The organism is Stutzerimonas kirkiae (genome assembly GCF_004327335.1).
GTDB classification, from domain to species: Bacteria; Pseudomonadota; Gammaproteobacteria; order Pseudomonadales; family Pseudomonadaceae; genus Stutzerimonas; species Stutzerimonas kirkiae.
In genome coordinates, this window is sequence record NZ_QJUO01000019.1 from 1 (window position 1) to 25,957 (window position 25,957).

The window sequence follows — 25,957 nt, forward strand, 5'->3', positions numbered from 1 at the left end:
GAGGTAGTGCCACTGGTTGATGACATGGAAGGCTTCGAGCTCGTCGTGCCGTTCGTACAGCGCAATGGCGGCGGGATGGGGCCAGTGCTCGACCTTCCAGTTCGCCAGCGCCTCGGATAAGCGCTGGCGATGTTCGCCGGGGCTTTCGTGGCCGACGCATGCCCCCCGGCATTTTCCGATCTGATGGCGAAAGCACGCCCGACCGCTGGGGCGCTCGAGCCCGAGCAGGGCCAGGCACAGGCCATGCTCGTCGGCCAGTTCGCACAGCGATTCGGTCGCCGCTCTGCGGGATCGGAAAAGCCCGTACAACGGGCGTGTAGCGGCCGCTGCCGTGGTGTCGACGATGTCGATCCCCTCCTCGCAAAGCGCTATGGAAGACAGGCGCCGGCTCTTGCGCAGGCGCTTGTTGTACAGCGGCTGCAACTCCTTGATCAGCCGTGACTCCAGGAGCAGGGCGCCGACTTCTCCGGCGGTGGGGCGTACCTCGATGCTTCGGGTCTGGCGAAGCAGCCGGGCTTCCTCCGGGGTGCGCAGGTGGGATAGCAGCCTGGCGCGTAGGTTGACGCTCTTGCCGATGTACAGGGGCGCACCGGCGGCCCCGAATAGCAGGTAGACGCCTGGCCCGCCCGGCATCGCGGAAACGGTGTCACGCAAGTGGGCGGGGTACTCGTACAGTTCGGCGGGCGCGATGGATCGGGGTCTGGGCATGGGGCAGTTATAGCGGATTGGTCGCGTGGGGAGAATGTCGTTCGTCCGACGGCGACTGGGCGGCCGGGGAAAATCATGTACTGTAATTATGTACAGTATATTGAGGCCTGGCGATGAGTTCTGTTTCGATCATCGGATCAATTGCGCCATCCGCGATGGCGATTCCCTTTTTCCTGCCCAGCGTTCCGGCAGGGTTTCCCAGCCCGGCGCAGGATCACATCGAGCAGCGCGTCAGCCTGGATGAGCTGTTCGGCCTGCATCGGCCGCAGATTTTCCTGGTGCGGGTCGCTGGGCACAGTCTGACCGGGCTGGGCATCCTCGACGGCGACTTCGTACTGATCGACAAGTCGCTGCAACCGCGTCGGGACGATGTGGTGGTCGCCTGCCTGAACGGCGAGCCGCTACTGAAGATATTCGACCGCGAGGGGGCGCAGGTGGTGCTGCGCTCGGCCCATACGGACCACCCGCCGCGCCATGTGCTGGAGGCCGAGGACCTGCATATCTGGGGCGTCCTGATCGGGCTGTGTCGGCGAGGGCGCGCCAGTGGCTGAGCCGGCCTTCGCCCTGATCGACTGCAACGCCTTCTATTGCAGTTGCGAGAGAGTGTTCCGGCCCGACCTGATGCGCAAGCCGATCGTGGTGCTGTCGAACAACGATGGATGCGTGATCGCGAGAAGCGCGGATGCGAAGCCTTTCATCAGGATGGGGGCGCCTTATTTCCAGGTGAAGGACACGTTGCGCCGGCATGGTATCGCCGTGTTCAGCAGTAATTACGCGCTCTACGGCGACATGAGCGAGCGGGTCATGAGTGTCATCGAAGGCATGGTGCCAGCACTGGAGGTCTACAGCATCGACGAGGCTTTCGCCGACCTGAGCGGCGTGACGGGCGATCTCGAGCGGATCGGCCGACAGATCCGCACCCGCGTACTGAAGTACACCGGTATCCCCACGGGGGTCGGCATTGCGCCCACGAAAACCCTGGCGAAGCTCGCCAACCACGCGGCAAAGAAGTGGCAGCGGCAGACTGGCGGGGTAGTCGACCTGCGCGATCCGCTGCGCCGCGACAAGTTGCTGAAGGTGCTGCCGGTCAGCGCTGTGTGGGGCATCGGGCGGCGTATGGTCGAGCACCTGAACGCCCTGGGAATCAGGACCGCCCGGGACCTGGCCGACGCCGACGCGAGGATGCTGCGCAAGCGATTCAACGTGGTGATCGAGAAGACGGCGCGCGAGTTGCGTGGTACCTCATGCCTGGCGCTGGAGGATGCGGCGGGTGCGAAGCGGGATATCTGCAGTTCGAGGATGTTCGGCAGGCGGCTGCGCGAGATCGAGCCGATTCGTCAGGCGGTGGCCACCTACGCGGCCACCGCCTGCGAACGACTCAGGGCACAGCGCTCCGTGTGCCGACTGGTCCGCGTGGGCATCCGCACCGGCATGCACAATCCGCAGGACGCGAAATACGCCCGGGGCGTGGCGTTGCAGTTGCCTTACGCAAGCGACGATACGCGGTTGATCACCCATTACGCGCTGCTCGCTCTCGAGCATGTCTACCGGCAGGGTTACGCATACAGCAAGGCCGAGGTGATGTTGCTCGACCTTTGCCGGCGCAACGAGATCACTGGCGATCTGTTCGCCCCGCAGCCGCCGCCGGAAACCATGCGGGTGATGGCCGTTCTCGATCGGATCAACGCGCGCTGGGGCAAGGGGACGATTCACGGCGGCCGGGTCGCGGCCAACCCCGAATGGGCGATGAGACGGGACATGCTGAGCCCGCGCTACACGACGAACGCGGGGCACGTCTGGACGGTAGGCGCCCGTTGAGCAGGTCCGGGGCGCCGTTTCTCAGAAGCGTTCAGGATATTCTCGCGATATTTTGCGTGGCCATACCGCTCGCGACTATCAGGTTCAGGGTGCGCCGCGCGCACCTGAGCCCAGAAGCCGGTGTGCATGGCACACCCCACGGTGCCCTTGGCTCGCGAGATCGTGAACAGGTTTTCAGATCACGAAGAACCCATGGGTGCCATCCCGGGCGAGTTGTTCGACCAGGCCGAACTCCCAGTCCAGGTAGCCCTGCATGGCTTCTCGCGGGTTGTCGGTGCCTTCGTAGGGGCGGCGGTAGCGGTCGCTGCGCGGTACCGCGAGGCGCTCGTCGCCGCTTTCGGTCGGCAGGCCGGCGGCGACCCAGGCGGCGTTGCCGCCTTCCAGCAGGAACACCGGCTTGCCGGTCAGCTCCTTCAGCTCGTCCACCGCGAAGCGCGCCAGCAGGCTGCTGCCGCAGGTGAGCACATAGCGCTTGGCCAGCGGCAGGCGCTCCAGGGCCTGCGGCAGTTGCGAGCGCAGTACCCACCAGGCGCCGGGGATGTGCCGGGCGATATGGTTGGCGCTGCTAGTGAAGTCCAGCACCAGGGTGTCGCCCTCGGCCAGCCAGGCGTCCAGGGTCGGCGCGTCGACCGCCCGCGGTTGCGGCAACGGCGGCAACGGCGCCTGCCAGGCGCCGCGCTCGCTGAATGCGTTGGCATCGGCGTCGTCCAGCACATGCACTTCCCAGCCCAGTTGGGCCAGCCAGGAAGCGCTCATGTTGGCGCGCACGCCATCGTCATCGGCCAGTACCACGCGGGCGCCGCGCACACTGGCGTAGTGATCGGTCTCCTGCACCAACTGGCCGCCCGGCGTACTGCGGGCGCCGGGCAGGTGGCCAGCCTCGTATTCTTCCGGGGTGCGCACGTCGAACAGGTAGGTGGTACGGCCGGCCTCGGCCTGCCAGCGCCGCAGGTCGACGCGGCTGGCGCGGCCGACGCCGGCCTTGTCCGCCACGCTGCGGGCGTCCCGGCCGGCCTGCTCGCGGGTGGCGGCGCCGACCTCGCCGAAGCGGCGGGCCTGGCCATGTTCCAGGCGCTGGCCGGCGAGGGTCCAGCCGATGGTGCCGTTGCGCAGCGCCGCCACCGGGTTGGGCAGGCCGGCGTTGAGCAGCGACTGGGTGCCGATGATGCTGCGGGTGCGGCCGGCGCAGTTGACGATCACCCGGGTGTTCGGGGCCGGCGCCAGCTCGCGGGCGCGCAGCACCAGTTCGGCGCCCGGCACGCTGATGCCGCTGGGGATGCTCATGGTCTGGTATTCGTCGAAGCGGCGGGCGTCCAGCACTACCACGTCGGCCTTGGCATCGAGCAGCGCCTGGACCTCTTCGGCGGCCAGCGAAGGCGTATGGCGGACGCTTTCCACCAGCTCGCCGAAGGCCTTGCTCGGTACGTTGACGTCGCGGAACAGCTCGCCACCGGCCTCGCGCCAGCCGGCCAGGCCGCCTTCGAGCAGGGCGACATCGCTGTAGCCGAGGGCGAGCAGGCGCTCGGCGGCGACCTGGGCCAGGGCTTCGCCATCGTCGTAGACGGTGATCGCGGTATCGCGCCGCGGTACGCGGGCATGGATTTCCAGCTCCAGTCTGGACAGCGGGATATTGGCGGCGAACAGCGGATGTGCCTCGGCGAAGGGCGCTTCTTCGCGCACGTCGATCAGCGCCACCTCCTGCTGTTCGAGCAGGGCCTGGCGAATGGAGTGGAACGCGCGGGTGGTGATTCGGCTCATGACGCAAGGTTCTCTTTGGAAAGGTCCCACAGGTTGGGAAGATAGGGGTTGGAATAGCCGGAGATAAAGGGTTTTTCGCTGCCATCGGCGTGGAATACCGCGCGTCTGACGGCGCCGATGTTGGCGCCGTAGACGTGAATGCTGATGGACACCCGGTCGGCGTGGGCGTTGCTGACCTGGTGGATGTCGCCGATGCGCGGCGACACCGCTTCGACCTGGCCCGGCTCCAGGCGCACGGCCTCGCCCTGCGGGAGCAGGCTGCCATCCCCGGCGAAGGCGAAGCCCTGCGAATATTCGGCGCCGCGCAGCATGCCGATCAGCCCCCAGACCCGATGGTCATGCACCGGCGTGCTCTGCCCCGGCCCCCAGACGAAACTGACGATGGAGAAGCGCTGGCGCGAGTCCGCGTGCAGCAGGTATTGCTGGTAGTGCTGCGGATCGGGCTGGGCGAAGGCTTCGGGCAGCCAGTCGTCGTGGCTGACCAGTTGCCGCAGGAGCGCGCTGCCGTGCTCCAGGATGAGGGCCTCATCCGTCTGGTTTTCCAGCAGTTCGGCGAGCGCGTCGATGAAGTCGCGCAGGCGGTCGAGGCGAAGAGGGGTGGTCATGGCGTATGGGTCCATTAGCGCTGATGGAGCGACCGGCATGGGATGGCGATCGGACAGGGCTACCTTAACAATCTTCCTTTAATCACAAAAATTCAATTTGGTAATAATCTAATATGCGGAAATTGAATTAACAGGGCTGCGTTCGGAAAGCCGCCGGGGGCTGCTGGCATGTGGCCGGCTCAAGTTCGCCGGCGCGGGGTCGATAGCCCGCGAGCGGGTAGTCGTTTCAGGGGCAGTGCCATGATCAGTTCTATCGGTAACGGTATTTATTCGAACAGTTCCAGTGTCACGCCGGCCAGTGGCGATACGGCGGCCAGCGAAGAGACGGAGGCCGCCGGCAACGCCGGCGGCGCGCAGCAGATCAAGGGCGGCGCGCTCGCCCTTGGTGGTTCGGCGGCGAGCGAAAGCGATAGCGATGATGGCGATGAGGCAATCGAGGAACTGCGGGAGCTGATCGACGAACTGCAGAAGCAGCTCACGCAACAGCAGCAGGAACTGCGCGAGGCCAGTGCCGAGGCCGCCGATGACCTGGCGGCGCAAGCACGCCTGCAGTCGATCCAGGCCCAGGTGGCGGCCACCAGCGCGGCGCTTATGGCGGCCACCGCCGCCTTGCTGGAACTGACTTCCGATACGACGGGCAGCCTGGTCGATACCAGCGCCTGAGCGATGCCCGGCCTGCCTGGCAGACCTTGGCGTCACGCCACGAATGTCAGCACATGCTCTGCCGCTCTGCCGTAGGGTGCGCCGCGCGCACCAGGGATGGTGGCGTCGATCGCCCGGGTGTGCGCGGAGCCGCCGTTATCCATCCGCAGCCGAATGTTGCAGGGGGCGCACCCCCGAGCCTCAGTGGCTGTCGCGCCAGGCCTGCAGGTCGGCCAACTGGGTGGACCAGGGGTGCACTTCCCAGCGCCGCTGGGAGGGGGCCGTGTCGGCCAGCAGCAGGCAGGTGTCACGGCCCGCACGCGCCAGGTCGGTGCCGTCCGGGGCGATGATGGCGCTGAGGCCGGTGTACTCCTGATCGCCCTCGTGCCCGCAGAGGTTGGCGTAGACCACCACCAGGCCATTTTCCAGCGCGCGGGCGCGGGCCAGGGTGGCCGGCACCTCATGGTAGGGGCTCATGTTGGCGGTGGGGTTGAACAGTACCCGCGCGCCGCGCCAGGCGACTTCCCGGGCGCTCTCCGGGAACTCCAGGTCGTAGCAGATCGACAGGCCGCAGCGCTGGCCGCACAGCTCGAAGGTGTCGAAGCTGTCGCCGGGGCGGAACAGGCGCTTCTCCACCTCGCCGAACAGGAACACCTTGCGGTGTCGCGCCAGCAGGCGGCCCTCGGCGTCGATGGCCACGGCGGTGTTGTAGAGGCTGTCGCCATCGCGCTCGGGCAGGCCGATGACGATGGCCTGGCGGTGCGTACGCGCGATGCGCGCCAGTTCGTCGAGGCTGTCGCCATCGAGCGGTTCGGCCAGGGTGAGCAGGCGTTCGCCGAGGTTGTAGCCGGTGACGAACAGTTCGGGGAACACCGTGACATCGCTGCCGAGCAGCGTGGCGGCACGGCAGACCCGTTCGACGAGGCCGAGGTTGGCGGCCTTGTCGGCGGCGCTCGGGGTTCCCTGGTAAGCGGTGATTTTCAATGTCCGATCCTTGTCGTCCGAGGCAGGCACATGGGCCTGCCCGTGGTACTCATTTCAGCAGGTTGGTCCAGATCCGGTCGTAGAGCCTCACCACCTCGGGCTCGCAGGGTGGTACGAACTCGGCGGGCCTGGCGTCGGCTGGCGGGTCGAGTTCGAGGGCACCCTTGAACTTCTCCTCGAGGAACGGCTCGGTGCCTTCCACGCCGGCGGTGTAGCCGGCGAAGTTGGTCAGTGCAGCGGCGTTCTCCGGCTCCATCAGGAAGTTCATGAACAGCTTGGCGTTTTCCAGGTTCCTGGCGCCCTTGAGTACCACCAGGTTGTCCGCCCAGGCGGTCAGGCCTTCCTTCGGGTAGGCATAGCGCAGGCTGGGTTTCTCCATGCGCGCACGCAGGCCCATGCCGTTCCAGATCATCGAGACTGCCGCATCACCGGAAACCAGCGTCTCGCGTGCGCCGTCGGACATGATGCTCAGCCAGCCGCCGCGGGCCGACAGCAGCAGGTCGTTGACTTCCTTCAGTTCGGCGCGGTTGGCGTTGCAGGTGGCGAAGCCCTTGTAGCGCAGCGCGGCGTTGATCACGTCGTTGACATCGCGGAAGACGTTGATGCGGCCCTTCAGCTCGGCGGGCGGCTCGAACAGGATGGCCAGGGTGTCGATATCGCCCTGGTAGACCTGGGTGTCGACCATGAAGGAGGTGGTGCCGAACTGGTAGGGCACCGAATAGTGGCGGCCCGGATCGAAGTAGACATCCACCAGCTCCGGCTTGATGTGCTTGAAGTTGGGCAACTGGTTAGGTTCGACCTTTTCCAGTAGCCCCTCGCGGGCGAGGATCGCCACCATGTAGTCGCCTGGCACCGCCACGTCGTAGCCGGTGACCCCGGACTTGAGCCTGGCCAGCAGCGTTTCGTTGCTGTCGTAGGTGTCCTGTATCACCTTCACGTCGTATTCGGCGGAGAATTTGTCCAGCAGCGCCTGCGGCATGTAGTCCGACCAGTTGTAGAGCTTCAGTTCGCCGGCTGCCTGGGCGGTGGCGTTGAGCAGCAGGCTGCCGCCGATGGCGAGCAGGGTACGCGCGAGGCGGGTGAACGGGGGCTTGTGGCGGGTGCTCATGGTGGTTTCTCCAGGTTGGCGTCGGTCTTCAGGGTCTGTCGCGGCCTGGCCGGTTGAGCAGCCAGGACAGTGCGACGAACAGGGTCGAGGTCGCCAGCAGCAGGCTGGAGACGGCGTTGATCTCGGGGGTGAAGCCGATGCGCGCCATGCTGTAGATGGTCATCGGCAGGGTCGAGGCGCCGGGGCCGGCGACCATGTTGGCGACGATGAAGTCGTCCAGCGAAACGATGAACGCCAGCATCGCGCCGGCCATCACGCCGGGCATCAGCAGCGGCAGGGTGACGTGGCGGAAGCTCGCCCAGCGGCTGGCGTAGAGGTCGCGCGCGGCTTCGTCGTACTGGCGGCTGATGCTTTTCAGCCGGGCCGAGATCGGCAGGTAGGCGAAGGGGATGCAGAACACGGTATGCGCGATCAGCAGGGTGCCGAGGCCCAGGGACAGGTCGATGGCGATGAAGAACACCAGGCTGGCCACGGCGGTGACGATTTCCGGGATCATCAGCGGCAGGTTGATCAGCCCGAACAGCGCGGTCTGTCCGCGAAACGGGTGGCCACGCAGCAGCGCCATGGCGGCGCAGAGGGCGATGGCGGTGGCCAGGGTCGAGGCGCAGAGGGCGATGCTCAGCGAGTTGAACGCCGCGCTCTGGATCGCCGGGTTGTCGAAGGCCTTCAGGTACCAGTCGAAGGTGAAGCCGCCCCAGCGGGTGATCGAGCGCAGCGAATTGAACGAGTAGAGGGTGATGACCACCATCGGCGCATAGAGCACGAACAGGCAGAGCAGGGTAATGGTCCGGGCGCCGGGGTAGTGCTTGATGTCCAGGCTCATGGGCGGGTTCCTGTGCCGGCAGTGGCGCGGCGGGCGTGCCGGGCGAAGAGCAGCAGCAGGCCGAGCACCATGCTCAGCAGGATCACCGCCGCCGCCGAGCCGAAGGGCCAGTTGCGCGAACCCTGGAATTGCAGGGCGATCAGGTTGCCGATCATCAGTTGCTTGCCGCCGCCCAGTATGTCGGGGGCGATGAAGGCGCCCAGCGAGGGGATGAACACCAGCAGGCAACCGGCGATGATGCCGCCGCGCACGCCGGGTATCAGTACATGGCGCAGGGCGGCCCAGCGGTTGGCGTAGAGATCGCGGGCTGCGCTGAGCAGGGCGAAATCGAAGCGCTCGATGGCGGCGTACAGCGGCAGCACCATGAATGGCAGGTAGGAATAGAACAGCCCCAGCGCTACCGCGAACGGCGTGTAGGCGAGCTTCAGTGGCGTGTCGATCCAGCCGGCGGCCATCAGCCACTCGTTGAGCGGCCCCTGGTCGCGGATCAGGAACAGCATCGACAGCGTGCGGATCAGCAGGTTGACCCAGTAGGGAATGGTGATCGCGAACAACCACAGGCCGCGCGTCGAGGCGGGCCGGGTGGCGATGAAGTAGGCAGTGGGGAAGCCGATCAGCAGGCAGGTGAGGGTGGCCAGGCAGGCCTGCAGCAGCGAGGCGCCGAAAATCTGCAGGTAGGCGGGGTTGAATACACGCTCCTCGCTGAGGAAGTCCTCCTCGAACAGGAACTGCACGTAGGCAGCGCTGGAGAACTGCCACTCCACGCCGCCATAGGTGCCGGGCTGGAGAAAGGAGAACAGCAGTACCATGCCCAGTGGCAGCACCAGGAACAGGCCGATCACCAGCAGGCTGGGCGCCAGCAGCAGGCCGCGGCGCAGGCCTTCGTGTTCAAGTGGGGAAGTCTTGTTCATGCCTCAGGCTCCGAGCAGGCGCGCAGCCTGTTGATCCAGCCCCACCCGCACGGCAGCGCCCCGGTTCCAGGGGGCTTCGCCGCCGTTCTGCAGGCGTGCGACCAGTGTCTGGCCGTCCGCCAGCGCCACCACGTACTGGGTGTCGGTGCCCATGTAGATGCTCTGCCGGATCACCCCGTCCAGGCCTGCGCCGGTCGCGTCCGGCGCGCTCAGCGACAGGCGCTCGGGGCGGATCGACAGCCAGGCGCTCTGCCCGGGGCGGATGCCCGGGGCGACCGGGCAGCGCAAGGGCTGCGCCTCGCCGCCATTCGCCAACTGGCAGTGCAGCCAGCCGTCCGTGCCGCTTTGCTGCACGCTGACCTGCAGCAGGTTGGTTTCGCCGATGAAGTCGGCGACGAAGCGGTTGGCCGGCTCCTCGTAGATTTCACGCGGGCTGCCGACCTGCTGGATTTCCCCGGCGGACATCACCGCGATGCGGTCGGACAGGGTCAGCGCCTCTTCCTGGTCGTGGGTGACGAAGACGAAGGTGATGGCCATGTCCTCCTGCAGTTGCTTGAGCTCCAGGCGCATGGCCTGGCGCAGCTTGAGGTCCAGTGCCGACAGCGGTTCGTCCAGCAGCAGTACCTTGGGCCGTGGCGCCAGGGCGCGGGCGAGGGCCACGCGCTGCTGCTGGCCGCCGGACAATTCGCCAGGGCGGCGTTGCGCGAAGCGTTCCAGTTGCACCCGCTGCAGCATCTCGCTGGCGCGGGCCTCCCGTTCGCGGCGGCCGATACCCAGCATGCGCATACCGAACTGCACGTTCTCGTGGATGCTCATGTGCGGGAACAGCGCGTACTGCTGGAACACCGTGTTGATCGGGCGCCGGTTGGCCGGCAGGCGTTCGATCTCCTGGCCGAACAGGCGGATCTGCCCGCCGCTGGCCGGTTCGAAACCACCCAGCAGGCGCAGCAATGTAGTCTTGCCGCAACCGGAAGGCCCCAGCAGGGTGAAGAACTCGCCCTGGCGGATGTCGAGGGAGACCTCATGCAGCGCGGTGAAGTCGCCGAAGCGCTTGGCGACCTGGCGGATGGAAATGGCGGTGTCCTGCACGATGCTCTCCGGCGCGTTGTGACGTTGAGGCCGGTATCGGGAGGCCGCTCGGAGAGCGAAGCACAAATTGATACCACCTGAATGATGGGTTAGAGTCTATTTGTGCTTATTTAGGTGGTACATAACCCTGGTGTGGTATGTCGCCATGCCGTTATTGCGAGGAGGCAGCCATGGGTGGTCCGGTGACACAGGAAGACCGAGCCCTGGCGCAGGCGCTGCGCGCGCTGGGGCAGCCGAGTTTCGCCGAAGCCTTCGCGCACTATGTGCGGCGGCTGGTGCCGTTCGACAACCTGATCATTCTGGCCTACCACAAGGACCGCAATCCGGTGGCCTTCTACCGCGAGTGCGTGGACCCGGTGGTCTACCAGAACATGGATGGCCACTACCTGAAGGCGGCCTACCTGCTGGACCCGTACTACCACGCGCATGCCAGCGGCCTGCGGGCCGGCGTGCACCAGTTGTTCGACCTGGCGCCGGACCAATTCCGCCAGACCAGCTACTTTCGCGAGTATTACCAGAACACCACGCTGGTGGATGAGGTGGCGGTGTTCGCCAGCCTGGGGCACGACACTACGCTCACCGCCTGTTTTGGCCGTGACCGCAGCAGTGGCAGGCTGTATTCGAAGCGGGAGGTGCAGATGCTCAAGCGCCGTGAGCACGCACTTACCGCGCTATGCGAGGTGCACTGGCACGACTACGACCCTGGCGCCAGCGCCGACATCACCCTGGCGCCGGTGATCGAGCGCTTGCGGCTGGCCCTGCGCGAGCGCCACGACATCCGCCTCAGCCCGCGCCAGGCCGAGGTGGCCATGTATATCCTGCGCGGGCATTCGTCGCTGTCCATCTCGCTCAACCTGGGTATCAGCGTGGACACGGTCAAGGTGTTCCGCCGCCAGCTCTATGGCAAATGCAACATCAGTTCCCAGGCGGAACTGTTCGCCCTGTTGATGCCGATCTTTTCCAGCTTGTAGCAAAGGCCATGAGGCCGGTAAAAGCGCTGGAGGCTGGACGAAAAGGTGGGCCGACAGGTCTCGTTCAGCCTCCAGCGCTCTCGTCGGCTCTCCCGCCTACAGGCGAAACTCATGCCCCAGGTAGACTTCCTTGACCAGGTCGTTGCCCAGCACCGCCTCTGCGCTTCCTTCGGCGATAAGCTGGCCGTCGTTGACGATGTAGGCGGTTTCGCAGATGTCCAGGGTCTCGCGCACGTTGTGGTCGGTGATGAGGACGCCGATGCCCTTGGCCTTGAGGTGGTGGATGATCTGCTTGATGTCGCCGACGGAAATCGGGTCGACACCGGCGAAGGGTTCGTCGAGCAGGATGAACTTGGGCGCGCTGGCCAGTGCCCGGGCGATTTCCACGCGGCGGCGTTCGCCACCGGACAGGCTCATGCCGAGGCTGTCGCGGATATGGCTGATATGGAATTCCTGCAGCAGGGACTCGAGTTCGCGCTGGCGGCCGGCGCGGTCGAGGCCCTTGCGGATTTCCAGGATGGCCATGATGTTGTCGGCCACCGACAGCTTGCGGAAGATCGAGGCTTCCTGTGGCAGGTAGCCGACGCCGGCGTGGGCGCGGCCATGCATGGGCAGGTGAGTGACATCCTGCTGGTCGATCAGGACGCGGCCCTGGTCGGCGTTCACCAGGCCGACGATCATATAGAAGCAGGTGGTCTTGCCGGCCCCGTTGGGGCCGAGCAGGCCGACGATCTGCCCGCTCTCGATGGACAGGCTGACGTCGCGCACGACCTGCCGCCCCTTGTAGCTCTTGGCCAGGTGCTGGGCCTTGAGGGTCGCCATTATTGCGCCTGCTCTTCTTTGTTGCGGGGCTGGATCACCATGTCGACCCGCGGGCGCGGGGTGGTGATCGAACTGTCGTTGGCGCGACCGGCATTGACGATCTGGCGCCGGGTGTCATAGACGATCTTCTCGCCTTCGAAGGTGTTGCCTTCCTGCACCACCTTGGCCTGGTCGATCAGGACGATGCGCTCGTTGCTCGAGAAATACTGGATGGTCAGGCCGTAGGCCTTGACGATGGGCTTGTCGAGCGCCGGTTTCTGTTCGTAGTAGGCGGGCTTGCCGACGGAGGTGAACACGTCGATGTCGCCACTGGCGGTCTGGGTGATGGTGACCGTGTCACCGGTGATCTTCAGGGTGCCCTGGGTGATGACGACATCGCCCCGATACACGGCCACGCCCTGCTTGTCATCGAGTTCGGCGGTATCGGCCTGGACGCGGATGGGCTGGTTGCGGTCCTCGGGCAGGGCCCAGGCGCTGGCGGCAAGCAGGGATGCGCTCAAGCCGAGCAGAAGGTGAAGGGTCTTAACGCAGCTCATGCTGGCCTCTTACATTGGAAAGCAGGAGCATCCTGCCCTCGTTAAGGTACGTTTTCATGCCCGTTGCCGTGGTGACACCATTGGCTGCCTCGATTCTAACGGGTTGCCGGGTCTCGGCATAATCCTTATCGGGCTGTACGGTCAGGCGACTGGTGGTGAGAATGGTCTGACGGCCCTTGGCATCGGTACGTTCCACCCTGACCTGTTCCATCAATTCGATTTCCTCGCCGCCGGGCGAGACTTCGCCACGTTCGCTGCGGATATGCCAGGGGTGCTCGCTACCGCGGAAGGAGTGGAGGTCGGGACGGGTCAGCAGGCTGATGTCGGTGGTATCGATATGTTCGAGTTTTTCCGAGGTCATGATGTAGTCGAGCTTGCCGTCGGCCTGGTATTGCACGGTACGTGAGTTGAGCACGTAGAAGTCCACGGCCGGCGTTGCCGAACGGGTGGTTTCCGCCTGGCGCATGAAGCTTTCCGGGCGGATGTTCCAGTAGCCGACCGCTACCAGCAGGGCGATGGCCAGGGCCAGGATGACTGGCAGACGCAATTTTCGCAGCATGTGTCCTCCTGCCTACAGGTAGGCCGAGCGGGCGTTTTCCAGGGTGCCCTGGGCCTGCATGATCAACTCGCAGAATTCGCGGGCGGCGCCTTCTCCGCCGCGTGCGCGGGTGACGCCGTGGGCGTTTGCGCGCACGAAGCCGTCGGCGCTGGCGACCGCCATGCCCAATCCGACCCTGCGAATCACCGGAAGGTCAGGCAGGTCGTCGCCCAGATAGGCGACCTGGCGATATTCGAGGCCCAGTTCGGCGAGCAGGTCGTCGAGTACCACCAGCTTGTCTTCGCGGCCCTGGTAGAGATGCTGGATACCCAGGTTGCTGGCCCGGCGCTCGACCACCGGGGTCTTGCGCCCGCTGATGATGGCGGTGCGCACACCGGAGGCGATCAGCATCTTGATGCCGTGGCCGTCCAGGGTGTTGAAGGTCTTGAATTCGCTGCCGTCTTCGAGGAAGTACAGGCGCCCGTCGGTCAGTACGCCATCCACGTCGAAGATCGCCAGGCGCACGTCACGGGCGCGTTGCAGCAGGTCTGGTTGCATTACATGACTCCCGCGCGCAGCAGGTCGTGCATATTGAGCGCGCCGATCGGACGGTTGCGCTCGTCGACCACGATAAGCGAGCTGATCTTGTGGTCTTCCATGATCTTCAGGGCCTCGGCCGCGAGCATTTCGGCGTTGGCGACCTTGCCGCGCGCGGTCATCACATCGTCGATGCTGGCCTGGCGCACGTCGATGCCCTTGTCCAGGGTGCGGCGCAGGTCGCCATCGGTGAAGACCCCGGCCAGGCTGCCGTCGTCCTCGAGGACGATGGTCATGCCCAGGCCCTTGTGGGTCATTTCCAGCAGGGCTTCGCGCAGCGAGGTGCCACGTTTCACCGTCGGCAGTTGCGCGCCGGTGTGCATGACGTTCTCCACCTTGAGCAACAGGCGGCGGCCCAGCGCACCGCCCGGGTGCGAGAAGGCGAAATCCTCGGCGGTGAAGCCGCGGGCCTCGAGCAGGGCGATGGCCAGGGCGTCGCCGAGCACCAGGCTGGCGGTGGTGGAGGAGGTCGGCGCCAGGTTCAGCGGGCAGGCCTCGACGGCGACACTGGCGTCCAGGTTGACCTCGGCGGCGCGCGACAGTACCGAGGAGGGGTTTCCGGTCATGCTGATCAGGGTGATGCCGAGGCGCTTGATCAATGGCAGCAGGGTGATGATCTCGTTGGTGGTGCCCGAATTGGACAGCGCCAGTACCACGTCATCGCGGGTGATCATGCCCATGTCGCCATGGCTGGCTTCCCCCGGGTGCACGAAGAAGGCCGCGGTGCCGGTGCTGGCCAGGGTGGCGGCGATCTTGCGGCCGACGTGGCCGGACTTGCCCATGCCGACGACGACCACCCGGCCCTTGCTTTCGAGTATCAGCCGGCAGGCCTGGGCGAAGTCCTGGTCGATGCGCGAGCTCAGTTGCTCGACGGCTTCGATTTCCAGGCGGATGGTACGCAGGGCTGTTTCGATCAGTTGCTTGCTTTGAGTCATCGCGTCGGGTCGCCAGACTGAAAAACGCCGATTATAGCGATAATTCTCGGCGCGCTCATCGGGAAAAGACGCCAGGGAGGCGATCCATGGCGTTGTTCAGGGGTTGATCGAGAATCACTCTCCGTTGTGCCGCGTGCTGCTTGAATGGCCGCTGAACGAATACACGGACTGACACGCTCTCGGCTTGGGAGGTACCGGGGGCGGTGATATAGTTCGCCGCCTTGGGGGCTGTGCGGACGTATCCCGGCGCCGTTTCACGGCGTCTGTTCTGCGTGCCCCGTGTCGAGGAAAGCTGATGAGTGTCGCTGAGGCCTACGCTGTCGAGCTGAAGAACCTGACCTTCAAGCGCGGCGAGCGAAGCATTTTCAAGAATATCGATCTCGCCATCGCCCGTGGCAAGGTCACGGCCATCATGGGCCCGTCCGGCTGCGGCAAGACGACCTTGCTACGGTTGATCGCGGCACAACTGCTGCCCGATCGCGGCGAAGTCTGGGTGGCTGGGCAGAACCTGCCGACGCTGTCGCGCGGCGAGCTGTTCGAGATGCGCAAGCAATTGGGCCTGCTGTTCCAGAGTGGCGCGCTGTTCACTGACCTGGATGTGTTCGAGAACGTCGCCTTTCCCTTGCGCGTACACACCCGCCTGCCGGAAGAAATGATCCGCGACATCGTGCTGATGAAGCTGCAGGCGGTCGGCCTGCGCGGCGCCGTGGAACTGATGCCGGACGAACTGTCCGGTGGCATGAAGCGCCGGGTTGCGCTGGCCCGGGCGATCGCGCTGGACCCGCAGATTCTCCTCTACGACGAACCCTTCGCCGGGCAGGACCCGATCGCCATGGGTGTTCTGGTACGGCTGATCCGGCTGCTCAACGATGCCCTGGGTATCACCAGTATCGTGGTTTCCCACGACCTGGCCGAGACCGCCAGCATTGCCGACTACATCTATGTGGTCGGTGATGGCCAGGTGCTGGGGCATGGCACGCCGCAACAACTGCGCGATGCCGACGACCCGCGTATCCGCCAGTTCATGCTGGGCGCGGCGGACGGGCCGGTGCCGTTCCATTTCCCCGGCCCGGACTATGCCGAGGATCTTCTTGGAGGTGGTGATGCGTAAGCGTTCCGCGCTCGAGCGCGTGCGCCTGCTGGGCAAGGCGGGTATCGACGTGGTGGAGGCCCTCGGGCGCTCCTCGTTGTTCCTGTTTCACGCCCTGGCGGGCCGCAGGGGGTTTTCCGGCGGCTTCGCGCTGCTGGTCAGGCAACTGTATTCGGTCGGTGTGTTGTCGCTGGCGATCATCGTGGTATCGGGCCTGTTCATCGGCATGGTGCTGGCGCTGCAGGGTTACAGCATCCTCAGCAGTTACGGGTCGGAGCAGGCGGTGGGGCAGATGATCGCCCTGACCCTGCTGCGGGAGCTGGGGCCGGTGGTCACCGCGCTGCTGTTCGCCGGGCGTGCCGGTTCCGCGCTGGCCGCCGAGATCGGCAACATGAAGTCCACTGAGCAGTTGTCGAGCCTGGAGGTGATCGGTGTCGACCCGTTGAAATACATCATCGCGCCGCGCCTGTGGGCCGGGTTCATTTCCCTGCCGCTGCTGACGCTGATCTTCAATGTCGTCGGTATCTGGGGCGGCGCCATGGTCGCGGTGCAATGGCTGGGCGTCTATGAAGGCTCGTTCTGGGCCAACATGCAGAACAGCGTCAGTTTCAGCTCGGACGTGGTCAACGGCGTGATCAAGAGTGTCGTCTTCGCGCTGGTGGTGACCTGGATCGCGGTGTTCCAGGGCTACGACTGCGAGCCGACGTCCGAAGGTATCAGCCGCGCCACGACACGAACCGTGGTGTACGCCTCGCTCGCGGTGCTGGGGTTGGATTTCATTTTGACTGCCTTGATGTTTGGAGATTTCTGATGCGTATCCGCACCCTCGAAATAGGTGTCGGCCTGTTTCTGCTGGCCGGCCTGCTGGCCCTGCTGCTGCTGTCGTTGCGTGTCAGTGGCCTTACTGTCGCCAATGGCGAGGGCTACAAGCTCTATGCCTATTTCGACAATATCGCGGGTTTGACGGTCAGATCGAAAGTGACCATGGCCGGTGTGAACATCGGTAAGGTCACGGCCATCGACCTGGACCGCGAAAGCTACATGGGGCGTGTCACCCTGGAGATTCGCAAGAACGTGGATATCCTGCCGACCGATTCGACCGCCTCGATCCTGACCGCCGGGCTGCTGGGCGAGAAATACATCGGTATCAGCGTCGGTGGCGAGGATGAAGTGCTGAAGGACGGCGACACCATCGCCGATACCCAGTCTTCCCTGGTGCTCGAGGACCTGATCGGCAAGTTCCTGCTCAACTCCGTCAATAAAGAATGAGGACATAGCGAGATGATGACTGCCCTGCGCCGCGGCCTGCTGGTCGCGCTTGCCCTGTTGCCGCTGCTGGCCCAGGCCGCGCCCAGTGCCCATGAAGTGATCCAGGCGACCACCAACGAGTTGCTGATTGATCTGAAGGCCAACAAGGAGCGCTATGCCCAGGACCCGGCGGCCTTCTATGAGTCGCTCAATCGCATCCTCGGGCCGGTGGTGGATGCCGGGGGGATTTCCCGCAGCATCATGACGGTGAAGTACTCGCGCTCCGCCAGTGCCGCGCAAATGCAGCGCTTCGAGGATAACTTCAAACGCAGCCTGATGCAGTTCTATGGCAATGCGCTGCTCGAATACAACAACCAGCAGATTCGCGTGCTACCGCCAAGCGGCCGGCAGGATCCGCAGCGCACCAGCGTCGGCATGGAAGTGACTGGTCGCCAGGGCGAGATCTACCCGGTGTCCTACACCATGGTCAGCCTCGACGGCGAGTGGCGGGTGCGCAATGTGATCATCAACGGCATCAATATCGGCAAGCTGTTCCGCGATCAGTTCGCCGACGCCATGCAACGCAACGGCAATAATCTTGACCGTACCATCGACGGCTGGGCCGCGGTGGTGGCGAAGGCCAAGGACAGCGAGGCGGCCAGACAGGCTGTCGGCGATGAGTGAAGGACATATCGCGCTGGATGACCAGGGCCGGCTGCTGCTTGGCGGTGTGCTCGATCATCGCAGCGGGCCAGAGTTGCGCAAGGCCGGGCAGGCGCTGCTGCGCAGTACGACGCGGCAGGCGCTGGTGCTCGACTGTTCGGGGGTCAGCTATTCCAGCAGCGTCGGTCTGTCGCTGCTGCTGGCGTTCACCCGCGATGCGCGCGCCTTCGGCCGCGAGTTGCGCATCACCGGCCTGACGCCGGATATGTCGAAGATCGCCAGCGTCTCCGGGCTGGCCGATGTACTGGCGCTGGAGCCGGCCACCCCGGCCTGAGGCTTCTGGCGGTGGGCTGGCCCGCGAAACGCTCGCGAGCCTCGCTGTCCGTGGGCTGGATGTACTCATCGCGCGATGAGGGACCGCTGATTATCGGGATTCTATTTCAAGGAGGCAGGATATGAAGTGGGCGGACAATAGCCGTGAGCGCATGCACAACGGTGCCAATGCCATTGGCAACCTGATGGTCGAGGGCTTTCACTATCTCGGGCTGTTCGCCATCGGCGCGGTCACGGCCTGGGCTTCGGTGGAGGCCTTCATGGATATGCTCGACAAGGGCCGGGTCAACGTCGATGACATCCTGCTGTTGTTCATCTACCTGGAGCTGGGGGCGATGGTCGGGATCTATTTCAAGACCAACCATCTGCCGATCCGCTTCCTGCTGTATATCGCCATCACCGCACTGACCCGTTACCTGATCGGCGATGTTTCCCATCACAAGGCCCCGGATATCGGCTTGCTGTATCTGTGCGGGGGAATATTCCTGCTGGCGCTGTCGGTGCTCGCCGTGCGCTACGCCTCGTACAAGTACCCTTCGAGCAAGGCCATCGACTCCACCGGGGATGTGGTCGGCGACAATGTCGGTAATTAGGCGGTCATAGGCTGGAGGCTAGAAACGGCCCTGTTGTCGGGTGAAAGTCGCTTGCTTGTACGGAGGGCGGCTTCACGCTTGCCTCCAGCCTCCAGCCTCCAGCCTCCAGCCTCCAGCTCGAAGCTGTTCCTTCTGTTTCAGGCTTCGCAGTCACGCGGCTTTTTTGTATGATGTCCGGCCCGTGCGCGCTGGCGCCGAACGAGGTTGAACATGCAGGCTCTAGAAGTTAAACGTTTCCTGGAAGAGAAGCTTCCGAACGTGCAGGTGGAAGTCGAAGGCGAAGGCTGCAACTTTCAGTTGAATCTGATTGGTGACGAACTGGCCAGCCTCAGCCCGGTCAAGCGGCAGCAACAGATCTACGCACACCTGAACCCCTGGATCGCGGACGGCAGCATCCATGCCGTCACCATGAAATTCTTCAGTCAGGCCGATTGGGCCGCTCGCGCCTGAGGCGGGCAACGGACACTTCTGGCGGCCTTGTGGCCGGCCTCTTCGAGACTATTCCATGGACAAACTGATCATTACCGGTGGCGATCGCCTCAGTGGAGAGATTCGTATTTCCGGTGCCAAGAATTCGGCCCTGCCGATCCTGGCCGCAACGCTGCTGGCCGATACGCCGGTCACCGTCTGCAACCTGCCGCACCTGCACGATATCACCACGATGATCGAGCTGTTCGGGCGCATGGGCGTCGAGCCGGTGATCGACGAGAAACTCAGTGTCGAAGTCGATGCCAGCCGCATCAAGACGCTGGTCGCGCCCTATGATCTGGTCAAGACCATGCGTGCCTCGATCCTGGTGCTGGGGCCGATGCTGGCGCGTTTCGGCGAGGCCGAGGTGGCGCTGCCGGGTGGTTGCGCGATCGGTTCGCGCCCGGTCGATCTGCACATTCGCGGCCTGGAAGCGATGGGGGCGCAGATCGATGTCGAGGGCGGCTACATCAAGGCCCGGGCGCCGGCTGGCGGCCTGCGTGGGGCGACCTTCTTCTTCGATATCGTCAGTGTCACCGGTACCGAGAACATCATGATGGCGGCGGCCCTGGCCACTGGCCGTACCATCCTGGAAAACGCCGCCCGTGAGCCGGAAGTGGTCGACCTGGCCAACTTCCTCAATGCCATGGGTGCGCAGGTTTCCGGAGCGGGCACCGACACCATCGTCATCGATGGCGTCAAGCGCCTGGGTGGCGGGCGCTACAGCGTGATGCCGGACCGCATCGAAACCGGCACCTATCTGGTGGCCGCCGCGGCGACCGGTGGCCGGGTCAAGCTCAAGGACACCGACGCCACCCTGCTGGAAGCCGTGCTGCACAAGCTGGAAGAGGCGGGCGCCCATATCGACACCGGCAGCAACTGGATCGAACTGGATATGAAGGGCAATCGGCCGAAGGCGGTCAGTGTGCGCACCGCGCCCTATCCGGCGTTCCCGACCGATATGCAGGCGCAGTTCATCGCGTTGAACGCGGTGGCCGAAGGCACCGGCACGGTGATCGAAACGGTGTTCGAGAACCGCTTCATGCATGTCTACGAGATGAACCGCATGGGCGCGCAGATCCTCGTCGAAGGCAATACCGCCATCGTCACCGGTGTCGAGCGTCTCAAGGGCGCGCCGGTGATGGCGACCGACCTGCGTGCCTCCGCCAGCCTGGTGATCGCCGGCCTGGTGGCCGATGGCGAGACGCTGATCGACCGCATTTACCATATCGACCGTGGCTACGAGTGCATCGAAGAGAAGCTGCAACTGCTCGGGGCGAAAATTCGCCGTATACCGGGTTGACCTCCGGTCCTGCCATTTTCCAAGGAAACCGCTCCATGCTCACCATCGCGCTCTCCAAAGGTCGCATCCTCGATGACACGCTGCCGCTGCTGGCGGAAGCGGGCATCGTGCCGACCGAGAACCCGGACAAGAGCCGCAAACTGATCATCCCGACCAGCCAGGATGATGTGCGCCTGCTGATCGTGCGCGCCACCGATGTGCCGACCTATGTCGAGCATGGCGCTGCCGACCTGGGGGTGGCGGGCAAGGATGTACTGATGGAATACGGCGGCCAGGGGTTGTACGAGCCGCTGGACCTGAAGATCGCCCGCTGCAAGCTGATGACCGCCGGGCGCACGGGCGAGCCCGAGCCCAGGGGCCGCCTGCGGGTGGCGACCAAGTTCGTCAATGTGGCCAAGGCCTACTATGCCGAGCAGGGCCGCCAGGTCGATATCATCAAGCTTTACGGCTCCATGGAGCTGGCGCCGCTGGTGGGGCTGGCGGACAAGATCATCGATGTGGTGGATACCGGCAACACCTTGCGCGCCAATGGCCTGGAGCCACAGGAGCTGATCGCCCATGTCAGTTCGCGGCTGGTGGTGAACAAGGCTTCGATGAAGATGCAGCATGTGCGTATCCAGGCGCTGATCGACACCCTGGGCGCGGCGGTCGGACGACACCACGGCTGATACCGTGTGTGACCGCCAGGGATGGCGGGAATGCCGAAAATGCAGGAGCATTTTTCGGCCCTATCCGTGTCATAGCCTAAATTCTCGGGTGCCCGCACGGTGGGCTTGGTAATCTACTGGCACCCGAGCATTTGCCAATCAAGAGGCCCGCTATGACTGCTCCTATCGCTATTCGCCGACTCAACGCCACCGATGCGGATTTCAACCGCCATCTGGATCATCTGTTGAGCTGGGAAAGCGTCTCCGACGATGGCGTCAACCAGCGCGTGCTGGAGATCATCGCGGATGTGCGCAGCCGTGGTGACGCCGCCCTGGTGGACCTGACGCGGCGTTTCGATGCCCTCGATGTGGCCTCGATGGCCGACCTTATCCTGCCGCGCGAGCGCCTGGAACTGGCGCTGCAACGTATCACCCCGGCCCAGCGCGAAGCGCTGGAGATCGCCGCCGAACGTGTGCGCAGTTATCATGAGAAGCAACGCCAGGATTCCTGGAGCTATACCGAGGCCGACGGCACGGTGCTCGGCCAGAAGGTCACGCCGTTGGACCGTGCCGGGCTCTATGTGCCGGGCGGCAAGGCGTCCTATCCGTCCTCGGTACTGATGAACGCGATTCCGGCCAAGGTCGCCGGGGTGCTGGAAGTGGTCATGGTGGTGCCGACCCCACGTGGCGAAATCAACGAGATCGTACTGGCCGCGGCGGCCATCGCCGGGGTCGACCGGGTCTTCACCATCGGCGGCGCCCAGGCGGTGGCGGCGCTGGCCTATGGCACCGAGAGCGTGCCGCCGGTGGACAAGATCGTCGGGCCGGGCAATATCTATGTCGCCACCGCCAAGCGCCACGTGTTCGGCAAGGTGGGCATCGACATGATCGCCGGGCCTTCGGAGATCCTGGTGGTCTGCGATGGCCAGACCGACCCGGACTGGATCGCCATGGACCTGTTCTCCCAGGCCGAGCACGACGAGGACGCGCAGTCGATCCTGGTCAGCCCGGACGCCGAATTCCTCGACCGCGTGGCCGCGAGCATCGAGCGTCTGCTGCCGACCCTGGAGCGCGAGGCGATCGCCCGTACTTCCCTGGCTGGCCGTGGAGCGCTGATCCAGGTCAGCGATATGCAGCAGGCGATGGACGTCGCCAACCGCATCGCGCCGGAGCACCTGGAGTTGTCGGTGGCCGATCCGCAACAGTGGCTGCCCTATGTTCGCCATGCCGGTGCGATCTTCATGGGCCGCTATACCGCCGAGGCCCTGGGCGACTACTGCGCGGGTCCCAACCACGTGCTGCCGACCTCCGGCACCGCGCGCTTTTCCTCGCCGCTGGGGGTGTACGACTTCCAGAAACGCTCTTCGATCATCCACTGCTCGGCCGAAGGCGCCTCGGTATTGGGGCGCACGGCTTCCGTGCTGGCACGCGGCGAGTCGCTGACGGCCCACGCGCGCAGTGCCGAATATCGGATCAAGGGCTGAGAAGCCGACAAAAGCGCTGGAGGCTGGACGAAAAAACACTTCGTCCAGCCTCTGGCCTCCAGCGATTTTTTAGAGGAGAGAAGGGCGGATGAGCAGATTCTGGAGCCCCTTCGTCAAAGACCTGGTGCCTTATGTGCCGGGCGAGCAGCCCAAGCTGCAGCGGCTGGTCAAGCTCAACACCAATGAAAACCCCTATGGCCCGTCGCCGCGCGCGCTCGAGGCGATGCGGGCGGAGCTGAACGACAGCCTGCGGCTGTACCCTGACCCCAACGGCGAACGCCTGAAAAATGCCGTCGCCGCCTATTACGGGGTGACGCCGAATCAGGTCTTCGTCGGCAATGGTTCGGACGAAGTGCTGGCGCATGCCTTCCACGGGCTGTTCCAGCAGGAGTTGCCGCTGCTGTTCCCGGACATCACCTACAGCTTCTATCCGGTCTACTGCAATCTCTACGGGGTGAAGTTCGAAACCGTCGCGCTGGACGAAGGGTTCCAGATCGACGTGGCCGATTATGCGCGGCCGAACGGCGGCATTATCTTCCCCAACCCCAACGCGCCCACAGGGCGGTTGTTGCCGTTGCAGGCCATCGAGCGTCTGTTGCAGAGCAGTCCGGATTCGGTGCTGCTGGTGGATGAGGCCTATATCGACTTCGGTGGGCAAACGGCCATCGGCCTGGTGGACCGCTACCCGAACCTGCTGGTTACCCAGACCCTGTCCAAGTCCCGTTCCCTGGCCGGGCTGCGGGTCGGTATCGCGGTCGGGCATCCCGAGCTGATCGAGGCGCTGGAGCGGATCAAGAACAGCTTCAACTCCTACCCGCTGGATCGCCTGGCGATTGCCGGGGCGGCGGCTTCCTTCGAGGACCGCGAGCATTTCGAGCGGACCCGCCAGGCGGTGATCGGCAACCGCCAGGTCCTGGTGGCTGGGCTGGAGCGGTTGGGTTTCGAGGTGCTGCCGTCGACCGCCAACTTCGTCTTCGCCCGCCATCCCGGCCAGGATGCGGCGACGCTGGCGGCAACGCTGCGCGAGCAGGGCATCATCGTGCGGCACTTCCGCCAGGCGCGTATCGAGCAGTTCCTGCGCATCACCGTGGGCACGCCCGAGCAGAACCAGGCATTGCTGGAAGCGCTGCACACGCTCTGACCGCCGCTACACTACCGTAACGCGATGGACTCGCTGGCGAGTCCATGCATGGATGGGGCGAGGCGCATGACGACGATAGCCATCGCTGGCTCGATGATGGCTATCGCTGCGCTCAACCCATCCCGCTCCTGCCTCTCAGGGGTTTACCTCCACCTGCGTGGGGCGCTGGCCGACCGCCGCTTGCAGTGTCAGCGGCTGGCCATTGCGCAGGATGCGGATGTCGATGCGCTTACCTGGGCGAGTGCGGGCCACCTGGTTCATCGAGCTGCGCCCGTCCGCCGCCGGCTCGCCGTCGATGCTCAGGATCAGGTCGCCGCTGCGCAGCCCGGTCTGGTCCGCCGGGCCGTCGAGGTAGACGCTGTGGACCAGGATGCCATGGTAGCCTGCGCGCTTGTACGCCTCGGCCATCTCCGCCGGCATCGAACTCACTTCCACGCCGAGCCAGCCCCGGATCACCTCGCCGTGGGCGATGATCGACTTCATCACCTCCAGCGCCAGTTTGATCGGAATGGCGAAGCCGATGCCCTGGGAGCCGCCCGATTCGGAAATGATCGCTGTGTTGATACCGATCAGGTTGCCATTGGCGTCGACCAGCGCGCCGCCCGAGTTGCCCCGGTTGATCGCCGCATCGGTCTGGATGAAATCTTCGTAGGTGTTCAGGCCCAACTGGTTGCGGCCGGTGGCGCTGATGATGCCCATGGTGACGGTCTGGCCCACGCCGAACGGGTTGCCGATGGCCAGGGTGACGTCGCCGATATGGATATTGTCCGACTGCCCGAGGCTGATGGCCGGCAGGTTCTCCAGGTCGATCTTGAGGACTGCCAGGTCGGTCTCGGGGTCGCTGCCGATCACGCGGGCGAAGGTCTCGCGGCCATCCTTGAGGGCGACGACGATCTGCTCGGCGTTGGCGGTGACGTGGTTGTTGGTCAGCAGGTAGCCCGACGGGGTCATGATCACCGCGGAGCCGAGGCTGGACTGTATGCGTTGCTGGTGGGGCGGGTTGTCGCCGTAGAAGCGCTGCAGCAACTGCTCTTCCAGGCTGGGGTTCCTGGGCTTGTCGACGGCCTTGGTGGTGTAGAGGTTGGCCACGGCGGGGGCCGCTCCGTTGACCGCGTTGGCGTAGGAGTGCGGGGCGGACTGCGCCGATGTGCCCAGCAGGCTGCTGTCACTGAGGCCCACCCAGTGGGGATAGCGCTGAATGATCAGCAATGCCAGTAGCACGCCGACCACACAGGGCCAGCCGAAGAAGCGCAAGGTGTTGGACATCTGAATCGGTATCCGCAAAAGTGGCAGGGTAGAATCCCTTGGAACCTGTTAACTGGTCCGGCGGCATTATACGAGGCCGCCAGGCGAATGTAGCCGTGTACTTGTAGAGGATTTTGCATGTCCGTATCCCTTCCTGCCCTGGTCGACGAGGCCAGCCGTTACCTCGATGCCGAGCGGATCGCCGATTACTGCCCCAATGGCCTGCAGGTGGAGGGGCGTGGTGCCGTGCGGCGTATCGTCAGTGGCGTGACCGCCAGCCAGGCGCTGCTGGATGTCGCGCTGGAAGCCGGGGCCGATCTGGTGCTGGTGCACCATGGTTATTTCTGGAAGGGCGAGGATGCCTGCATCACCGGCATGAAGCGCCGCCGCTTGCAGACGCTGCTGGGCAACGACATCAGCCTGCTGGCCTATCACCTGCCGTTGGATGTGCATCCCGAAGTCGGTAACAACGTGCAACTGGCGCGCCGGCTCGGTATCCGTGTCGAGGGGCCGTTGGAACCGGGCAATCCGCGTACGGTGGGCTTGCTGGGGCGTCTGGAGCGGCCCTGCGCCGCCGTCGAGTTCGCCCGGCATGTCGCCGAGGTGCTGGGGCGGGAGCCGCTGCTGGTCGAAGGCGATGGCGTGGTCGAGCGGGTCGGCTGGTGCACCGGTGGCGGGCAGGGCTATATCGACAAGGCGATCGCCGCGGGTGTCGACCTGTACCTGACCGGGGAGGCTTCCGAGCAGACCTTCCATAGTGCCAGGGAGAACGGCATCAGCTTTATCGCCGCTGGCCACCATGCCACCGAGCGTTATGGGGTGCAGGCGCTGGGCGAGTACCTGGCGGGGCATTTCGGCATCGAGCACCTGTTCATCGATTGTCCGAATCCGGTCTGA

30 protein-coding genes are annotated in these 25,957 nt (G+C 64.9%); 16 read left to right on the forward strand and 14 right to left on the reverse strand.

The genetic code is table 11. From position 1 onward, the window contains the following. On the reverse strand, positions 1-708 hold a 708-nt coding region (locus tag DNJ95_RS11595; RefSeq protein ID WP_131184888.1), incomplete at its 3' end, for an endonuclease. Positions 709-821: 113 nt separating this feature from the next. On the opposite strand from DNJ95_RS11595, the gene DNJ95_RS11600 reads away from it, so the two are divergent. Continuing rightward, positions 822-1,259: a LexA family protein gene (locus DNJ95_RS11600; RefSeq protein WP_131184889.1), complete on the forward strand. Its 438-nt coding sequence runs from the start codon at positions 822-824 to the stop codon at positions 1,257-1,259. After that, positions 1,252-2,526 (forward strand): translesion error-prone DNA polymerase V subunit UmuC, encoded by a 1,275-nt coding sequence (gene umuC, locus DNJ95_RS11605; protein WP_131184890.1) that lies wholly within the window; start codon positions 1,252-1,254, stop codon positions 2,524-2,526. Before DNJ95_RS11600 ends, umuC begins: the two co-directional genes overlap by 8 nt. A gap of 174 nt (positions 2,527-2,700) precedes the next feature. Here the strand turns inward: umuC and DNJ95_RS11610 are convergent, their stop codons facing one another. Next, entirely contained in the window at positions 2,701-4,284 is a 1,584-nt protein-coding gene (locus tag DNJ95_RS11610) for a rhodanese-related sulfurtransferase (protein ID WP_131184891.1), read from the reverse strand. Beyond that, a complete protein-coding gene (locus DNJ95_RS11615) occupies positions 4,281-4,889 on the reverse strand; it encodes a cysteine dioxygenase family protein (protein WP_131184892.1) in 609 nt (202 codons plus the stop codon). Before DNJ95_RS11615 ends, DNJ95_RS11610 begins: the two co-directional genes overlap by 4 nt. 240 nt (positions 4,890-5,129) lie before the next feature. Here DNJ95_RS11615 and DNJ95_RS11620 point away from each other — a divergent pair, with 240 nt between their 5' ends. Next, positions 5,130-5,552 carry a hypothetical protein gene (locus DNJ95_RS11620; RefSeq protein WP_131184893.1) on the forward strand — a complete coding sequence of 141 codons (423 nt, stop codon included), beginning with the start codon at positions 5,130-5,132 and terminating at the stop codon, positions 5,550-5,552. 180 nt (positions 5,553-5,732) lie between these two features. Here the strand turns inward: DNJ95_RS11620 and DNJ95_RS11625 are convergent, their stop codons facing one another. From DNJ95_RS11625 to DNJ95_RS11645, 5 genes are read right to left on the reverse strand one after another with little or no spacing between them, the layout of a single operon-like run. Next, positions 5,733-6,515 carry a carbon-nitrogen hydrolase family protein gene (locus DNJ95_RS11625; RefSeq protein WP_165491558.1) on the reverse strand — a complete coding sequence of 261 codons (783 nt, stop codon included), beginning with the start codon at positions 6,513-6,515 and terminating at the stop codon, positions 5,733-5,735. Positions 6,516-6,564: 49 nt separating this feature from the next. Then, on the reverse strand, positions 6,565-7,623 hold the full coding sequence (locus DNJ95_RS11630; protein ID WP_131184895.1) for an extracellular solute-binding protein: 1,059 nt from the start codon (positions 7,621-7,623) through the stop codon (positions 6,565-6,567). Between the two features lie 28 nt (positions 7,624-7,651). After that, positions 7,652-8,446 carry an ABC transporter permease gene (locus tag DNJ95_RS11635; protein WP_131184896.1) on the reverse strand — a complete coding sequence of 265 codons (795 nt, stop codon included), beginning with the start codon at positions 8,444-8,446 and terminating at the stop codon, positions 7,652-7,654. Continuing rightward, positions 8,443-9,357 carry an ABC transporter permease gene (locus tag DNJ95_RS11640; protein WP_131184897.1) on the reverse strand — a complete coding sequence of 305 codons (915 nt, stop codon included), beginning with the start codon at positions 9,355-9,357 and terminating at the stop codon, positions 8,443-8,445. The genes DNJ95_RS11635 and DNJ95_RS11640 overlap by 4 nt, the downstream gene beginning before the upstream one ends. Before the next feature lie 3 nt (positions 9,358-9,360). Then, positions 9,361-10,446, reverse strand: a complete 1,086-nt coding sequence (locus DNJ95_RS11645) for an ABC transporter ATP-binding protein (RefSeq protein ID WP_131184898.1) — start codon at positions 10,444-10,446, stop codon at positions 9,361-9,363. A gap of 170 nt (positions 10,447-10,616) precedes the next feature. Between DNJ95_RS11645 and DNJ95_RS11650 the strand changes: the two genes are divergently transcribed. Further along, entirely contained in the window at positions 10,617-11,417 is an 801-nt protein-coding gene (locus DNJ95_RS11650; RefSeq protein WP_131184899.1) for a helix-turn-helix transcriptional regulator, read from the forward strand. A 96-nt stretch (positions 11,418-11,513) separates the two neighbouring features. On the opposite strand, the gene lptB is transcribed toward DNJ95_RS11650, so the two are convergent. The 5 genes from lptB to DNJ95_RS11675 are packed head-to-tail and all read right to left on the reverse strand — an operon-like array spanning position 11,514 to position 14,845. Next, entirely contained in the window at positions 11,514-12,239 is a 726-nt protein-coding gene (lptB, locus tag DNJ95_RS11655) for an LPS export ABC transporter ATP-binding protein (protein WP_131184900.1), read from the reverse strand. Further along, positions 12,239-12,775, reverse strand: a complete 537-nt coding sequence (lptA, locus tag DNJ95_RS11660; RefSeq protein ID WP_131184901.1) for a lipopolysaccharide transport periplasmic protein LptA — start codon at positions 12,773-12,775, stop codon at positions 12,239-12,241. Before lptA ends, lptB begins: the two co-directional genes overlap by 1 nt. Beyond that, a complete protein-coding gene (lptC, locus tag DNJ95_RS11665; RefSeq protein WP_131184902.1) occupies positions 12,762-13,334 on the reverse strand; it encodes an LPS export ABC transporter periplasmic protein LptC in 573 nt (190 codons plus the stop codon). The genes lptA and lptC overlap by 14 nt, the downstream gene beginning before the upstream one ends. A gap of 12 nt (positions 13,335-13,346) precedes the next feature. Then, positions 13,347-13,871, reverse strand: a complete 525-nt coding sequence (locus DNJ95_RS11670; protein WP_131184903.1) for a KdsC family phosphatase — start codon at positions 13,869-13,871, stop codon at positions 13,347-13,349. Next, the gene (locus DNJ95_RS11675; RefSeq protein ID WP_131184904.1) at positions 13,871-14,845 is read right to left on the reverse strand and encodes a KpsF/GutQ family sugar-phosphate isomerase; all 975 of its coding nucleotides are present in this window, start codon (positions 14,843-14,845) and stop codon (positions 13,871-13,873) included. The genes DNJ95_RS11670 and DNJ95_RS11675 overlap by 1 nt, the downstream gene beginning before the upstream one ends. A 295-nt stretch (positions 14,846-15,140) precedes the next feature. Between DNJ95_RS11675 and DNJ95_RS11680 the strand changes: the two genes are divergently transcribed. The 11 genes from DNJ95_RS11680 to hisC all read left to right on the forward strand — a co-directional run bounded on the left by DNJ95_RS11680 (position 15,141) and on the right by hisC (position 23,815). Next, the gene (locus DNJ95_RS11680) at positions 15,141-15,956 is read left to right on the forward strand and encodes an ATP-binding cassette domain-containing protein (protein ID WP_131184905.1); all 816 of its coding nucleotides are present in this window, start codon (positions 15,141-15,143) and stop codon (positions 15,954-15,956) included. Further along, positions 15,949-16,746 carry a lipid asymmetry maintenance ABC transporter permease subunit MlaE gene (mlaE, locus tag DNJ95_RS11685; RefSeq protein WP_131184906.1) on the forward strand — a complete coding sequence of 266 codons (798 nt, stop codon included), beginning with the start codon at positions 15,949-15,951 and terminating at the stop codon, positions 16,744-16,746. Before DNJ95_RS11680 ends, mlaE begins: the two co-directional genes overlap by 8 nt. Then, positions 16,746-17,204, forward strand: a complete 459-nt coding sequence (gene mlaD / locus DNJ95_RS11690) for an outer membrane lipid asymmetry maintenance protein MlaD (protein ID WP_131184907.1) — start codon at positions 16,746-16,748, stop codon at positions 17,202-17,204. Before mlaE ends, mlaD begins: the two co-directional genes overlap by 1 nt. A 12-nt stretch (positions 17,205-17,216) precedes the next feature. Then, positions 17,217-17,867 carry an MlaC/ttg2D family ABC transporter substrate-binding protein gene (locus DNJ95_RS11695; RefSeq protein ID WP_131184908.1) on the forward strand — a complete coding sequence of 217 codons (651 nt, stop codon included), beginning with the start codon at positions 17,217-17,219 and terminating at the stop codon, positions 17,865-17,867. Further along, positions 17,860-18,180, forward strand: a complete 321-nt coding sequence (locus DNJ95_RS11700; RefSeq protein ID WP_131184909.1) for an STAS domain-containing protein — start codon at positions 17,860-17,862, stop codon at positions 18,178-18,180. The genes DNJ95_RS11695 and DNJ95_RS11700 overlap by 8 nt, the downstream gene beginning before the upstream one ends. Before the next feature lie 121 nt (positions 18,181-18,301). After that, positions 18,302-18,772, forward strand: coding sequence for a phosphate-starvation-inducible protein PsiE (locus DNJ95_RS11705; protein ID WP_131184910.1), 471 nt, complete (start codon positions 18,302-18,304; stop codon positions 18,770-18,772). A 210-nt stretch (positions 18,773-18,982) separates the two neighbouring features. Next, positions 18,983-19,222, forward strand: coding sequence for a BolA family protein (locus tag DNJ95_RS11710; RefSeq protein ID WP_131184911.1), 240 nt, complete (start codon positions 18,983-18,985; stop codon positions 19,220-19,222). 55 nt (positions 19,223-19,277) lie between these two features. Continuing rightward, positions 19,278-20,543, forward strand: a complete 1,266-nt coding sequence (murA, locus tag DNJ95_RS11715) for a UDP-N-acetylglucosamine 1-carboxyvinyltransferase (RefSeq protein ID WP_131184912.1) — start codon at positions 19,278-19,280, stop codon at positions 20,541-20,543. A gap of 35 nt (positions 20,544-20,578) precedes the next feature. Further along, the gene (gene hisG / locus DNJ95_RS11720) at positions 20,579-21,211 is read left to right on the forward strand and encodes an ATP phosphoribosyltransferase (protein WP_131184913.1); all 633 of its coding nucleotides are present in this window, start codon (positions 20,579-20,581) and stop codon (positions 21,209-21,211) included. Between the two features lie 152 nt (positions 21,212-21,363). Next, positions 21,364-22,674 carry a histidinol dehydrogenase gene (hisD, locus tag DNJ95_RS11725; protein ID WP_131184914.1) on the forward strand — a complete coding sequence of 437 codons (1,311 nt, stop codon included), beginning with the start codon at positions 21,364-21,366 and terminating at the stop codon, positions 22,672-22,674. Positions 22,675-22,762: 88 nt separating this feature from the next. After that, the gene (hisC, locus tag DNJ95_RS11730) at positions 22,763-23,815 is read left to right on the forward strand and encodes a histidinol-phosphate transaminase (RefSeq protein ID WP_131184915.1); all 1,053 of its coding nucleotides are present in this window, start codon (positions 22,763-22,765) and stop codon (positions 23,813-23,815) included. A gap of 135 nt (positions 23,816-23,950) precedes the next feature. Here hisC and DNJ95_RS11735 read toward each other — a convergent pair whose 3' ends face one another. Further along, a complete protein-coding gene (locus tag DNJ95_RS11735) occupies positions 23,951-25,081 on the reverse strand; it encodes a S1C family serine protease (protein ID WP_131184916.1) in 1,131 nt (376 codons plus the stop codon). A 117-nt stretch (positions 25,082-25,198) separates the two neighbouring features. Between DNJ95_RS11735 and DNJ95_RS11740 the strand changes: the two genes are divergently transcribed. Continuing rightward, positions 25,199-25,957 carry a Nif3-like dinuclear metal center hexameric protein gene (locus DNJ95_RS11740; RefSeq protein WP_131184917.1) on the forward strand — a complete coding sequence of 253 codons (759 nt, stop codon included), beginning with the start codon at positions 25,199-25,201 and terminating at the stop codon, positions 25,955-25,957.